The sequence below is a fragment of the Rhodoferax sp. LS1P39 genome (genome assembly GCF_056521425.1).
Window position 1 is genome coordinate 1 of sequence record NZ_JBWMAV010000007.1, and the last position, 13,728, is coordinate 13,728.

At 62.7% G+C, this 13,728-nt stretch carries 14 protein-coding genes; 2 read left to right on the forward strand and 12 right to left on the reverse strand.

Going from position 1 to position 13,728, the window contains the following annotated elements:
- The 8 genes from AC097O_RS12765 to dusB all read right to left on the reverse strand — a co-directional run.
- Positions 1-190 (reverse strand): helix-turn-helix domain-containing protein (locus AC097O_RS12765; RefSeq protein ID WP_479593192.1); only part of this gene is annotated, 190 nt, incomplete at its 3' end.
- A gap of 71 nt (positions 191-261) precedes the next feature.
- Entirely contained in the window at positions 262-561 is a 300-nt protein-coding gene (locus AC097O_RS12770) for a helix-turn-helix transcriptional regulator (RefSeq protein ID WP_479593193.1), read from the reverse strand.
- Between the two features lie 4 nt (positions 562-565).
- Positions 566-1,804 carry a type II toxin-antitoxin system HipA family toxin gene (locus tag AC097O_RS12775; RefSeq protein WP_479593194.1) on the reverse strand — a complete coding sequence of 413 codons (1,239 nt, stop codon included), beginning with the start codon at positions 1,802-1,804 and terminating at the stop codon, positions 566-568.
- 160 nt (positions 1,805-1,964) lie between these two features.
- A complete protein-coding gene (locus AC097O_RS12780) occupies positions 1,965-2,255 on the reverse strand; it encodes an antibiotic biosynthesis monooxygenase (RefSeq protein WP_315182589.1) in 291 nt (96 codons plus the stop codon).
- Positions 2,256-2,279: 24 nt separating this feature from the next.
- A complete protein-coding gene (locus AC097O_RS12785; RefSeq protein WP_479593195.1) occupies positions 2,280-2,594 on the reverse strand; it encodes a c-type cytochrome in 315 nt (104 codons plus the stop codon).
- Positions 2,595-2,598: 4 nt separating this feature from the next.
- A complete protein-coding gene (gene purH, locus AC097O_RS12790) occupies positions 2,599-4,176 on the reverse strand; it encodes a bifunctional phosphoribosylaminoimidazolecarboxamide formyltransferase/IMP cyclohydrolase (protein WP_479593196.1) in 1,578 nt (525 codons plus the stop codon).
- Between the two features lie 49 nt (positions 4,177-4,225).
- On the reverse strand, positions 4,226-4,462 hold the full coding sequence (locus AC097O_RS12795; RefSeq protein WP_315182599.1) for a Fis family transcriptional regulator: 237 nt from the start codon (positions 4,460-4,462) through the stop codon (positions 4,226-4,228).
- Positions 4,459-5,505, reverse strand: a complete 1,047-nt coding sequence (dusB, locus tag AC097O_RS12800; RefSeq protein ID WP_479593197.1) for a tRNA dihydrouridine synthase DusB — start codon at positions 5,503-5,505, stop codon at positions 4,459-4,461. The genes AC097O_RS12795 and dusB overlap by 4 nt, the downstream gene beginning before the upstream one ends.
- Before the next feature lie 177 nt (positions 5,506-5,682).
- Between dusB and AC097O_RS12805 the strand changes: the two genes are divergently transcribed.
- Positions 5,683-6,210 carry a septal ring lytic transglycosylase RlpA family protein gene (locus AC097O_RS12805; RefSeq protein WP_479593198.1) on the forward strand — a complete coding sequence of 176 codons (528 nt, stop codon included), beginning with the start codon at positions 5,683-5,685 and terminating at the stop codon, positions 6,208-6,210.
- A gap of 83 nt (positions 6,211-6,293) precedes the next feature.
- Here AC097O_RS12805 and aceA read toward each other — a convergent pair whose 3' ends face one another.
- Entirely contained in the window at positions 6,294-7,613 is a 1,320-nt protein-coding gene (gene aceA / locus AC097O_RS12810; RefSeq protein WP_315247155.1) for an isocitrate lyase, read from the reverse strand.
- Positions 7,614-7,918: 305 nt separating this feature from the next.
- Between aceA and AC097O_RS12815 the strand changes: the two genes are divergently transcribed.
- The gene (locus tag AC097O_RS12815; RefSeq protein ID WP_479593199.1) at positions 7,919-8,383 is read left to right on the forward strand and encodes a YqaA family protein; all 465 of its coding nucleotides are present in this window, start codon (positions 7,919-7,921) and stop codon (positions 8,381-8,383) included.
- Here AC097O_RS12815 and AC097O_RS12820 read toward each other — a convergent pair.
- The 3 genes from AC097O_RS12820 to AC097O_RS12830 all read right to left on the reverse strand — a co-directional run bounded on the left by AC097O_RS12820 (position 8,380) and on the right by AC097O_RS12830 (position 13,642).
- Complete coding sequence (locus tag AC097O_RS12820) at positions 8,380-9,132, reverse strand: RNA pseudouridine synthase (RefSeq protein ID WP_479593200.1); 753 nt, start codon at positions 9,130-9,132, stop codon at positions 8,380-8,382. The two genes, AC097O_RS12815 and AC097O_RS12820, sit on opposite strands and share 4 nt — an antisense overlap.
- A 75-nt stretch (positions 9,133-9,207) precedes the next feature.
- Complete coding sequence (gene ychF, locus AC097O_RS12825; RefSeq protein WP_479593201.1) at positions 9,208-10,293, reverse strand: redox-regulated ATPase YchF; 1,086 nt, start codon at positions 10,291-10,293, stop codon at positions 9,208-9,210.
- Between the two features lie 139 nt (positions 10,294-10,432).
- Complete coding sequence (locus tag AC097O_RS12830; RefSeq protein WP_479593202.1) at positions 10,433-13,642, reverse strand: type I restriction endonuclease subunit R; 3,210 nt, start codon at positions 13,640-13,642, stop codon at positions 10,433-10,435.
- Positions 13,643-13,728 lie beyond the last annotated feature (86 nt).

Sequence of the window (13,728 nt, forward strand, 5' to 3'; positions counted from 1 at the left end):
AGCGCTGATGGGCAAAGGTGCCGCTGTAGGCGGCCAACGGGGCATTGCGCTCAATCTCACGGCTGATGGTGGAGGGTGAGCGGTGAAGCAGTCGGGCGATGGCCCGGATGCCCAAGCCTTGCTCGCGGTACTGTGCCAGCGCGATGCGCTCGTCCGACTGAAGTTGCTGGTACTGGGGGGCTTTTGTCATTTCTGCACCTTAGTTGAATAAGGTGTTGCACTTCAGATTTGAACTCGCCAAGCACAAACGGCCTATTTCCCTTACAACTCGTTTTGGGGTGCTTGCAGGGGCACCAAGCCTACACGCAGCCCGAAAATCTGCGCCAGCTTGTTGAGGGTGTCCACCGTGGGGTTGCCCTGGTCGCGCTCGATCTGGCGCAGGGCTTGCAGGCTCACCTGGCGGTGGGCGGCGTATTCGGCCTGGGTCAGGCCGCTGATCTTGCGCATCGCCCGCACCGACTGGCCCAGGCTCATCTCGCCCGTGGGCGCGGCGGCGTACAGCCGGGCGCGGGCCGCGCTGAGGGCATCGGGGTCGCGGGATTTGACGCGTTTATCGGCCATGGGGTCAGGCGAGATTGCGCAGCTGGGCGGCCTGGGTGGCGATGGTCTGGGCGCACTGGGCCAGCACTTCGGGCTCCACACCGTGGACGGCAGCCGTGGTGGGCAACGCGGCCACCACCTCGGCAAAGGCCTGCAAGGCGGCCACGACCTGCGCATGTTCAGACTCGGGGAGACGCAATTGCGGCAACACTGCAGACCAATCGGCCAGGCGCTTGCCGTCGGCATCGACCCAATGGCAGCCGCGCAGCACCACTTCGGTGTCCAGGAACATGGGTGCAAAGTCGAACACCGGGGTGAGCTGCACGCGGCCACCGGGCAGGGTTTGCACGGCGGTGTTGCGGGCGTGGTTGTCGGTGTTGCGCAGGGCCAGGTTCAGCACGTCGCGCTTCAAAAACTCAATGGTCTCGGCCAGCGGGTCGTGGACCACGCGGCGCAGGCCTGCCAGCAGCGCGTTTTGCGTGGGCGTGCGGCCAAAACCGGTGAGGCCCAGCACGCTGGCCAGGCTTTCCTGGTGCAGGCGGTGCAGGCCCGCACCGTCCACCAACCGGTCGAAGCGCGGAACAAACAGCATTTCATCCACCAGCATGGGCTCGCCGTGCACCCGCAGCCCGCAGGCCGCCGCCACGCGCAGGTAGGCGGCCTCGTTGCGCAGCACGGCCCGGTCGGCTTCGCTCTTGCCGCGCGGCAGTTTCAGCAGCCAGTGGCCGCGCGCCAGGTCGTCGGCCAGCGCCATGTCGGCAAACCATTGGCCCTGTGCGTCGGTGGCCAGTAAAAATTTGGGGGCCACGCCCTGCACGCCCGTGGTGCCCGCGGCCAGCATGGCGTGCACCGAAAGCTGGTCCAGGTAGTCGGCGCTGCGCTGCACGATGTCGTCCAGCGCAAAGCCGCGCTGCGCGCCCAGCGGGGCGGAGGCAGCCTTTTGCGCCTGGAGGGTAAAAAAATCGACTGCCGAGGCGATGCGCAAGTTGCCGATCGGGTTGAAGGCCCCGGCCATCAGCAGCGGCATGACCACGCCGTCGGCATCGGCCAGGCCCAGGGCATTGCACAAGAACGCCCGGCCTTTGCCTTGCGGCACCAGGTCGAACAGAAAGGAAGGCGGCGTGAGGTCTTCGACCGGACCGATGCCCCGGTCCACCATTTTGGGAGGCTGGTAACCCACGGGCAGATTCAGGGCGATGGCTTGGGGGTGGGTGCCGAAAATGTAGTCGGCACGGTATTCGACCCGGCAGGTGGCGGTGTCCACGGCGCGGATATCCGCTGCGGGAACCCAGCGCCCATGCTGAAAAACCTCGATGGTAGATTTTTCGGGATAACGCGGAGTGACTGCCATATTACCTATTTTAATAGGCAATATAGAAGAGTGAAAGAGGTAACTTTATATGCTTTGATAGTCAAATTATGATTTAAGCCACCTGGCGCATCTGCAGCAGTTCGAAGTCGCCAATCCAGTCGCCTGCCTGGGCGCGGAAAGCGACGCTGTGGGCACCGGCGATGTGGTTTTCCCAGGCGTTGCGGTCGGCCCAGCGCTCGTAGAACAGCACTTTGCCGGGCTGGCTGAGGTCTTCGTGCAGTTCGTAGGCTATGCAGCCGGGCTGCTGGCGCGACAGCTCGACCAGGGCGGTTTGGGCGGCGACCAAGGCGGCTTCAAAACCGGGTTTGGCCTGGGCACGGGCGATGATGATGAGATCGGGCATGGAAAGTCTCCAGGGATATGGGGCTTATGGTTGTGAGAGCACCCAGCGGGCCAGCGCCAATGCGTCGGCCTCGCTGAGCTGGGGATGCCGGGGCATGATGACACGGCCCCACACCCCCACGCTGCCGTTGCGGATCTTGCCCGCCAGCCGCGCCGGGGCATCCGCATCACCACGGTAGCGCGCGGCGATTTGTGCAAAGCCAGGGCCGACTTGTTTGTGCACCATACCGTGGCAGGCCAGGCAGTCGGATTTCTGGGCCAGGGCCTGCGGCGGGAGCGCCTGGGCGGCGGCCAGCCCGCTGCCCAGCAGCCAAGCCAGGGTCAGCGGGGCCCGCAACATACTTTTAGTGACGGAAGTGGCGCACACCCGTCAACACCATGGCCACACCGCGCTCGTTGGCGGCGGCAATCACTTCATCGTCGCGCATGGAGCCGCCGGGCTGGATCACGCAGGTCGCGCCCGCATCCACCACCACGTCCAGGCCGTCGCGGAACGGGAAGAAGGCATCGCTGGCCACCGCTGTACCGGCCAGGGCCAGACCGGCGTGGCCGGCCTTGATGCTGGCGATGCGGGCGGAATCCAGGCGGCTCATCTGGCCTGCGCCCACACCCATGGTCATGCCGTCTTTGCAGAAGACGATGGCGTTGCTCTTGACGAACTTGGCAACCTTCCAGGCGAACAGCAGGTCTTCGAGCTGCTGCGGCGTGGGTTGCAGGGTGGTGACGACCTTCAGGTCGGCCAGCACCAGTTCGTGGTTGTCGGCGGTTTGCATCAGCAGGCCGGAGCCAATGCGCTTGATGTCCATGGCGTTCTGGCCCTTGTCCCAGGCGGTGGCCCCCCCTGGAGGCAAAGCGATCTCCAGGATGCGGACGTTGACCTTGGACTTGAACACTTCCAACGCCTCGGCGGTGTAGCCGGGGGCCATCAGCACCTCTACGAATTGCTTCGAAATTTGCAGCGCTGCATCCTTATCCAATGTGCGGTTGAGGGCAATAATGCCGCCGAATGCGGAGGTCGGGTCGGTCTGGAAGGCCTTGCTGTAGGCCTCCAGGCCGTTTACACCCACGGCCACGCCGCAAGGGTTGGCGTGCTTGACGATCACACAGGCAGGCACGTCGAAACTCTTCACACATTCCCAGGCCGCGTCGGCATCGGCGATGTTGTTGTAGCTGAGTTCCTTGCCCTGCAACTGTTTGGCCGTGACCAGCGAGCCGGGGGCGGGGTACAGGTCGCGGTAGAAGGCAGCCTGCTGGTGCGGGTTTTCGCCGTAGCGCAGGTCTTGCAGCTTGACGAAGCGGCCATTGGTCTGTGCGGGAAACAGCGCGTGGCTGCCGTCCTCCTGGATGCTGGACAGGTAGTCGCTGATGGCACCGTCGTACTGGCTGATGCGGTTGAACGCGGCGACAGACAGGGCGAACTTGGTCTTTTGGCTGACGCTGCCGGTGGCTTGCAGCTCGGCCAGCACGGTGGCGTACTGGCTGGCATCGGTGAGCACGGCCACGTCTTTCCAGTTCTTGGCGGCGCTGCGCACCATGGCGGGGCCGCCGATGTCGATGTTCTCAATCGCGTCTTCCAGCGTGCAGCCGGGCTTGGCGACGGTGGCTTCAAACGGGTAGAGGTTGACCACCAGCAGGTCGATGGTGGCGATGTCGTGCGTCTTCAAAGCCGCCATGTGCTCGGGGAAGTCGCGGCGCGCCAGCAGGCCGCCGTGGACCTTGGGGTGCAGGGTTTTGACGCGGCCATCCAGCATCTCGGGGAAACCGGTGTGGTCGGCCACTTCGGTGACCGGCAGGCCGTTGTCGGCCAGCAGCTTGGCGGTACCGCCGGTGGACAGCAGGCCAAAGCCCAGGGCGTGCAGGGACTGGGCAAGTTCCAAAACACCGGTTTTGTCAGAGACGGAGAGAAGTGCGTTCATGGGCATCGGGGGATCGAGGGGAGGTTAAAAATCGTTACGAACAAGCCGTTGCGGCCTATTCCATCAAATGGTGTTCCAGCAGCTTCTTGCGCAGGGTGTTGCGGTTCAGGCCCAGCCAGGCGGCGGCGCGCGACTGGTTGTGGTCAGCCTGGGCCATGACCACTTCGAGCAGGGGCTTTTCCACCACCCGCACCATCATGTCGTACATGCCTGCGGGGTCGATGCCGTCCAGGTCTTTGAAATAGCTTTCCAGACTGGCGCGCACGCACTCGTCGATACTTTTTTGGCTCACGCGGCGCTCTCCAGATGCAGGTGTTCTTGTTCGGGGCTCGATAGGGCAGCAGGCATGCGGTCCATGCGGCTGGCCAACTCGGCAAAAAAATTGTCCACCGCGGCCCATTGCTGCTGCGGGTCTTCCAGCAGGTTCATGCGGGCGCGGAAGGCTTCGCCACCGGGCAGGGTTTTGACGTACCAGCCGATGTGCTTGCGGGCGGTGCGCACGCCGCTGTATTCGCCGTACAGGCTGTAGTGGTCTTGCAGATGGTCGAGCAGCAGGCGCTGGACTTCGGCCACCAACGGCGGGGCCAGGTGGGTGCCGGTGTCCAGAAAGTGCGCCACTTCGCGGAAGATCCACGGGCGGCCCTGGGCGGCGCGGCCAATCATCACCGCGTCGGCCCCGGTGGCGGCCAGCACGTCGCGCACTTTCTCGGGGGTGGTCATGTCGCCATTGGCCACCACGGGCACGCGCACCGCGGCTTTGACGGCGGCGATGGTGTCGTATTCGGCGTGGCCGGTGTAGCCCTGCTCGCGGGTGCGGCCATGCACGGTCAGCATCTGGATGCCGGCCTGCTCAAACTGTCGCGCCAGCGACACGGCATTCTTGTTCGCCTGGCTCCAGCCGGTGCGCATCTTCAGGGTGACGGGCACGTTGTGCGGGGCGCAGGCGGCCACTACGGCTTCGACGATGGCCAGGGCCAGCGGCTCGTCTTGCATCAGCGCCGAACCGGCCCATTTGTTGCACACCTTCTTGGCCGGGCAGCCCATATTGATGTCGATGATTTGCGCGCCGTTGGCGATGTTGTAGGCCGCCGCCTCGGCCATCATTTCGGCGTCCGTCCCAGCAATTTGCACGGCGATGGGGGCGGCTTCGCCGTCGTGGTTGGCGCGGCGCGAGGTTTTCAGCGTGGCCCACAGGTCGCGCCGCGAGGTGACCATTTCACTGACTGCATAGCCCGCACCCAAGGATTTGCACAAACGCCGAAACGGCCGGTCCGTCACGCCGGCCATGGGCGCAACAAACAGGCGGTTCGCTAACGCGTACGGGCCAATGTGCATAGGAATAGGAATCAGCGCCGGTAAGGCGCCAAGGAAATACGGGGGATATTTGGGGAGAATAGGCATTCTAACTGCCCAAAATTTCAGCAATTGAAATCTGACGTTTGCTTACACCCGTACCATGACCCATCGGTGACGCGGCTATGACCGTTGGCTGACAGGCACTAACATGCCGCCATGTTTGAAAAGTCTTTTGTTGTGTTGGCCTTGCTGCTGAGCGCTGCTGCGTGCGGACAGGCATCCGCGCAAGCCCAACCCGACACACCCGAGGAAGCAGACGGCGAAGCTCCACCCGCTGAGATCATCCGCGCCTCCCCTGCCGACTTTTGGGCCACCGACCTGGGCGCAGGCACCGGCCAGCGCGGCAAGGCCAGCTGGTACGGCCCGCGTTTCCACGGCAGGCGCACCGCCTCGGGCGAAGTGTTCAGGATGCACGAACTGACCGCCGCCCACCGCACCTTGCCGCTGCTGAGCTACGCCAAAGTCACCTACCTGCGCAACGGCAAAAGCGTCATTGTGCGCATCAACGACCGGGGCCCGCACATCCTGACCCGCCGCCTCATCGACCTCAGCCGCGCCGCCGCCGCCGAACTGGGGCTGATCGACCAGGGCGTTGGCGACGTGCTGGTAGAACGTGTGGTGGCGCGCCAGGACGAAGACGCGGCACCGCCCCGACTGCGCCTGCCATTGCTACCAAATAGGTAGCTACAAATGCAAGCAGCCTGCGCGGTGGCAGGCTGTTTGATTCAAAAACCACCCCAGGCTAGCCGGGGTGGAAGCGCCAGTCCTTAGTGGAACTGCTCTTCTTCGGTAGAACCGGTCAAGGCCGTCACGCTGGACTTGCCGCCCTGGATCACCGTGGTCACTTCGTCGAAGTAACCGGTGCCCACTTCCTGCTGGTGCGACACGAAGGTGTAGCCGCGGTCACGGGCGGCGAACTCGGGTTCTTGCACCTTCTCGACATAGGCCGACATGCCGCGCTTCACGTAGTCTTGCGCCAAGTCGAACATGTTGTACCACATGGAATGGATACCGGCCAAGGTGATGAACTGGTACTTGTAACCCATGGCACCCAGTTCGCGCTGGAACTTGGCAATGGTCGCGTCGTCCAGGTTCTTCTTCCAGTTGAACGAAGGCGAGCAGTTGTAGGCCAGCATCTTGCCGGGGTGGACCTTGTGCACGGCTTCGGCAAACTTGCGGGCAAATTCCAGATCCGGCGTGCCGGTTTCGCACCACACCAGGTCGGCGTAATGGGCGTAGGCGATGGCGCGGCTGATGGCCTGGTCCATGCCCTTGTTGGTCTTGTAGAAGCCTTCGGAGGTGCGCTCACCGGTGATGAAAGGCTTGTCGTTTTCGTCATAGTCGCTGGTCAGCAGATCGGCGGCTTCGGCGTCCGTCCGGGCAATCACCAGGGTGGGCACGCCGCACACGTCGGCGGCCATGCGGGCAGCGATCAGCTTTTGCACGGCTTCAGCGGTAGGCACCAGCACCTTGCCGCCCATGTGGCCGCATTTCTTGACCGAAGCCAACTGGTCTTCCCAGTGCACACCCGCCGCGCCGGAGTTGATCATGGCCTTCATCAGTTCGAACGCGTTCAGCACGCCGCCGAAACCGGCTTCCGCATCGGCCACGATGGGCGCGAAGTTGTCGATATAGCCTGCATCGCCTGCGTCAATGCCCTTGCTATGCTGGATTTCATCGGCACGGCGGAAGGTGTTGTTGATGCGCTCGACCACCTTTGGCACCGAATCCACGGGGTACAGCGACTGGTCGGGGTACATGGCGGCGTAGCCGTTGTTGTCGGCAGCGACTTGCCAGCCGGACAGGTAGATGGCTTTCACGCCAGCCTTGACTTGTTGCATGGCCTGGCCACCGGTCAACGCACCCAGGCAGTTGACGTAGGCTTCGGTGTGCAACAGATCCCAGAGCTTCTCAGCGCCGCGGCGTGCCAGCGTGTGCTCGATGGGGAAAGAGCCACGCAGGCGCACGACTTCGGCGGCGGTGTAACCACGCTTGATGCCCTTCCAACGGGGGTTGGTGTCCCAGTCTTTTTGCAGAGCGGCAGCTTGTTGGTCACGGCTGAGTTGTTCGGTGATGGATTGCGGCATAAAAAACTCCAAGGTGGATTGAAAGGGGTCTGCACTGCGTGGGCTTGCGGTGCCGATGGACAAATTCTAAGTCTTCTATAAGACTTTTCATACTCTTATGTCTTATATAAGATTAAAAATATTAATGATAAGAATCAATAACTTACGTTTTATTTTTTATGATACGAAAACATTTTTTGTAGTTTGGTAAAAAATATTGCAGTGCAGCATGGGGCGTTTTCGCAGAGCGGTTTTTAATTTCCACATCGTGAAAAATACACCGGCACAGACCCCAACCGGGCCATACGCCCCACTACACTGCCCCGATGGAATCCTGGATCGCCCACCTTCTCACCCTGCTGGCCCTGCCCCAGTTCGGCCTGAGCACCGTCTTCATCGTCGCGTTCATCTCGGCCACGCTGCTGCCACTGGGCTCGGAGCCGGTGGTGTTTGGGCTGGTCAAACTCAACCCGGAGCTGTTTTGGCCCGCCATATTGGTAGCCACCGCAGGCAACACGCTGGGCGGTGCGGTGGACTGGTGGATGGGTTATGGCGCACACAAGGTGGCGGATAAATACCAGCACTCGTCCCACCACACCCGCGTACTCGGTTGGCTGGAAAAGCTGGGGCCCAAAGCCTGTTTGCTGGCCTGGTTGCCCCTGGTGGGCGATCCGTTGTGCGCAGTGGCGGGTTGGCTCAAGCTGCCGTTCTGGCCGTGCCTGGGTTATATGGCGATTGGCAAATTTGCCCGTTATCTGCTGATGACAGGCTCGCTGGTCTGGGCTTTTTAAAACCGCTCGTGTTCCGCCAAGTAGCGCCACTGGCCGGGCGCTAAAGCCGTCATGGCCACGCGGCCCACGCGGATGCGCTTGACGCTGCGGATCTGCAAGCCCGCGCCTTCGCACAGGTAGTCGATCTGGCCGGGGCGCTCGCCTTTGAGGGCAAAGCGCAGGCGGGTCTCGGTATCGGTATTGCTGCTGATGCTGACCTTGGCGGCGGTCAAAATCTTCTCGTGGTACTGCACCGGGTCCGCCAGTTTGCGCAGCATGCCGGGGGTGACATCGCCCGCCACCTCGACCATCACCTCGTGTTCGATCAGGTCTGCGTCTTCTTCCAGCTTGCGCACCACGCGGCCATCCTGGGTGTAGACCACCAGGCCACTGGCGCGGCTGTCCATGGGCGTGGCCAGGCGCAACTGGGCGAAGTGCTTCTTCAAGGTGCGGATGCCGGAACGGTCGTCCGGCGTGTGGTTCTCACGCGTCAGCAAGCTCAGCGCGGCCTGTGCTTTCGGGCCAGGGCCTGCGTCCAGCCCAGCGGTGAAGCCCACTGGCTTGTGCAGCACCAGAGTGACCGTAGGCGGTGCCAGCAGCGTGGCATCCGGGTCTACGGTGATCTTTTGCGCGCCGACGCGGAACATCGGCTCTTCCACCAGTTGCCCGTCCACCCGCACCCAGCCGCCTTCGATGTACTGCTCCGCCTCGCGGCGGGAGCAGGCCAGCTGTTCAGCGAGACGTTTGGCAAGGCGAACCGGTTCGGTCATGGAGTGGGCTACTACAAAATAAATAGCTGCTCACGCCCATTCCATGAGCGCTAGCAGCCTAAAAGATTCAAAAAATCAGGAGCTGAACAAGAAGTTCATCACGTCGCCATCCTTGACCACGTACTCCTTACCTTCCGCGCGCATCTTGCCCGCGTCTTTCGCGCCCTGCTCGCCCTTGAAGGCGATGTAGTCGTCAAACGCGATGGTCTGGGCGCGGATGTAGCCCTTCTCAAAGTCGGTGTGGATCACGCCCGCGGCCTGCGGGCCGGTGTCGCCGACGTGGATGGTCCAGGCGCGCACTTCCTTCACACCGGCGGTGAAGTAGGTTTGCAGGCCCAGCAGGGTGTAGGCGGCGCGGATCAGGCGGTTCAGGCCGGGCTCGGTCTGGCCCAGCTCTTCCAGGAACATGGCGCGGTCTTCGTCTTCCATCTCGGCCATTTCGGCTTCCATCTTGGCGCTGATGGCCACCACGGGCGCGTTTTGCGCGGCAGCATAGGCCTTCAGGCGGTCGAGCATGGGGTTGTTCTCAAACCCGTCTTCGGCCACGTTGGCCACAAACATGGCAGGCTTGGCGGTGATCAGGAAGAATTGCTTGAGCAGCGGCAGCTCTTCCTTGCTGAAGTCCAGCGTGCGCACCGGCTTGGCTTCGTTCAGCGCCACCTGGCACTTCTCCAGAATGGCCACCAGCTTGATGGATTCCTTGTCGCCCGAGCGGGCCAGCTTGGTCACGCGGTGCAGGGCTTTTTCCACCGCAGCCAGATCGGCCAGGCACAGTTCGGTCTGGATCACCTCGATGTCGGAGATCGGATCGACCTTGCCCGCCACGTGGATCACGTTGTCGTCTTCAAAGCAGCGCACCACATTGATGGTGGCATCGGTTTCGCGGATGTGCGCCAAAAACTTGTTGCCCAGGCCTTCGCCGGTGCTGGCCCCGGCCACCAAACCGGCGATGTCGACAAATTCGACCACCGCAGGCACCATGCGCTCGGGCTTGACGATCTCGGCCAGTTGCGCCATGCGCGCATCCGGCACTTCGACAATGCCCACGTTGGGCTCAATGGTGCAAAACGGATAATTTTCCGCAGCGATGCCCGCCTTGGTCAGCGCGTTAAACAGGGTCGATTTACCGACATTGGGCAAGCCCACAATGCCACATTTCATGGGGAATCCTTCAGGAGCCGAGTCTTTGCGCCGGTAAAACCACCACGGCGCAGAGGAAAAAAGAGGGAGAACAGGCCCGCTGCGCGGTGGCAGGAGGCTGTGTGAAGCCCGCCATTGTAATGACCCCGCTGCCCGCAGACTAAAGCGCCCAATCCTCGCCGATGGCCTGCATTTGCTGCAAAACCAGCTCCACCGCGCTGTCTTGCAGGTCCGGCGGGTACTTGTATTTGCGCAGAATGCGCTTCACCATCAGCCGCAGCTTGGCGCGCACGCTCTCGCGCTCGGACCAGTCCACGCTGAGGTTTTGGCGCAGGTTCTCGGTCAGCTCGTGGGCGATCTTCTTCAGGGTCTCGTCGCTGAGTTCGCGCACAGCAGACTCGTTGTTGGCTAGCGCATCGTAGAAACGTACCTCGTCTTCGGTCAAGCCCAAGGTCTCACCGCGTGAAGACGCTGCACGAAACTCCTTGGCCATCTGCACCAGCTCTTCCATCACCTGGGCGGTCTCGATGGATCGGTTTTGGTAGCGGGTGATCACGTTCGCCAGCATTTCAGAGAATTTGCGGTCCTGCACCACGTTGCTGGCAAAGCGGCTTTTGACTTCGCCCTCCAGCAGGCGCTGCAACAGCTCCACCGCCAGGTTGCGCTCGGGCAGGTTGCGCACCTGGGCCAAGAATGCATCGTCCAGCAGGCCGATGTTGGGCTTGTCCAGGCCCACGGCATCGAAGATATCGACCACCGCGTCGGACACCACCGCCTGGTTGATGATCTGGCGGACAGCCAGGTCGCGGGATTCCATGCTGCGCTTTTGGGCTGTGGCATCTTTCTTGGTCAAGATGACCTTGACGCCCTGCATAAAGGCCACTTCTTCGCGCACCAGCTTGGCCTCGTCTAGCGTGCAGCACAGGGTGAAGGCGCGGGCCATGGCCACGGCGTTGTCGGCAAAACGTTTCTTGCCGTCCCGGGTCGGCCCGGTTTGCAGGCCCAGAACATGGTTGGCGGCCCCGGCCAGGGTTTTGTGGCCACCGGTCAAAAAGCCGCTGTAGTCAAAGCCGTGCAGCAGGCTGCGCAGCACGTCGATCTTCTCCATCAGCACGCTGTACGCTTCAAACGCGTCCACTGTGGGGCGGCCCCGGCCCTGGGCCTGGGTGTATTCCTTCATGGCGGCTTTGAGCTCGTTGCCAATGCCGATGTAGTCCACCACCAGGCCACCGGGCTTGTCCTTGAACACGCGGTTGACGCGGGCAATCGCCTGCATCAGGTTGTGGCCCTTCATGGGCTTGTCCACGTACAGGGTGTGTACGCAGGGCGCGTCAAAGCCGGTGAGCCACATGTCGCGCACGATGACGATCTGCAGCGGATCGGTGGGGTCTTTGAAGCGCTTTTCCAGCCGCTTCTTGGTTTGCGGGCTGTAGATGTGCGGGCGCAGCAGGGCGCGGTCGCTGGCCGATCCGGTCATGACGATCTTTATCGCGCCTTTCTCGGGGTCAGCATCGTGCCAACTGGGGCGCAGGCGCACGATCTCGTTGTACAGATGCACGCAGATGTCGCGGCTCATGGCCACCACCATGGCTTTGCCAGGCTGGGCCGCGTTGCGGGTCTCGAAGTGCGCGACCAGGTCCGCCGCCACGCTGGCCACGCGGGGCTCTGCACCCACCACTTTCTCCAGCGCGGCCCAGCGGCTTTTCAGAGCGGCTTGCTGGCTGTCTTCTTCGTCCTCGGTCAGCGCGTCTACCTCGTCATCGATCTGCAATAGGTCATCGTCCTTCAGCCGCAGCTTGGCCAGACGGGCTTCGAAATAGATGGCCACCGTGGCCCCGTCTTCCTTGGCCTGCTGCATGTCGTAGACGTGGATGTAGTCGCCAAACACGGCGCGGGTGTCGCGGTCGGTGCTGCTCACCGGCGTGCCGGTAAAGGCCACGAAGGTGGCGCGCGGCAGTGCGTCGCGCAGGTGCTGGGCGTAGCCGACCTGGTAGCGCTGGGTGATAAACGGCGGTGGCGCAAACGCCACGTGGTGGGGGTTTGGCACGCCATCGCCTGTAGCTATGACATTCGTAGCTGCTTGCGCCCATCCATTCAGCACGGGAGGCACTTTTCGCTCTTTTAACTTAGCCTCAAACCCGTACTGCGTGCGGTGCGCTTCGTCGGCGATCACTACGATGTTGTGCCGGTCGGACAGCACCGGGAACGTGTCTTCGTCCTCCCCCGGCATGAACTTCTGGATGGTGGCGAACACGATGCCACCTGACGGGCGATTCCCCAGCAGCGCCCGCAGCTCCTGCCGGGTACGCGCCTGCACCGGCTGCTCGCGCAACAAATCCTGCGCCAGGCTGAACACGCCGAACAACTGCCCGTCCAGATCGTTGCGGTCGGTGATGACCACGATGGTCGGGTTCTGCATGGCGGACTCTTGCATCACCCGGGCGGCAAAGCAGGTCATAGTGATGCTCTTGCCGCTGCCCTGGGTGTGCCAGACCACGCCGCCCTTTTGGCTGCCACCGGGCTGAGAAGCTGCCACCACCTGCCCAATGGCCGCGCGCACCGCGTGGAACTGGTGGTAGCCCGCAATCTTCTTCACCAGCGTGCCGTCGTCCTCAAACAGCACGAAGTAGCGCAGGTAGTCCAGCAGATAGGCTGGAGCCAGCACGCCGCGCACCAGGGTTTGCAGTTCGTTGAACTCGCCCAACGGGTCCAGCGTGGCTCCGTCGATGGTGCGCCAGGCCATGAAACGCTCGGGGTCGGCGCTCAGCGAGCCCAGCAGCGCCTCGGTGCCGTCGGAGATGACCAAGATTTCGTTGGTCTGGAACACGTCCGGGATCTGCTCTTTGTAGGTCTGAATCTGCTCGTACGCCTTCCACACGTCGGCATTCACATCAGACGGGTTCTTCAGCTCCAGAAGTACCAGCGGCAGGCCATTGACGAACAAAATGATGTCGGGCCGCCGCGTGTGGCGCGGGCCGCGGATGCTGAACTGGTTGACCGCCAGCCAGTCGTTCTGCGCAGGTACGGCCCAATCTACCAGCCGCACAAAGTCGCCCCGCGTATCGCCATTGAGCTGGTACTGCATCGGCACGCCGGTCACCAGCAGGCGGTGGAACTGCCGGTTGGCGGCCAGCAGCACCGGCAGACCCAAGTCCAGCACTTGCTGCATTGCGTCTTCCTTGGCACCCGCAGGCACGGTCGGGTTCAGCCGGTTGATTGCCTCCCGTAAACGGCCCACCAGCAGCACCTGGCGGTGGTTGCTCCGCTCGGGCGCGTGGCCATCGGGGGCGATGTCGGGGCCGTAGGCATGGGTGTAGCCCACGTCTTGCAGCCAGGCCAGGGTTTCGCGTTCGAGCTGGTCTTCGGTCATGCGTTCGCGGTGTCCACCGACATGTTGATCCAATCGACAGATAGGAAATATATGTTTAAAAAATTAGTGAAAATCGACATGTTTTG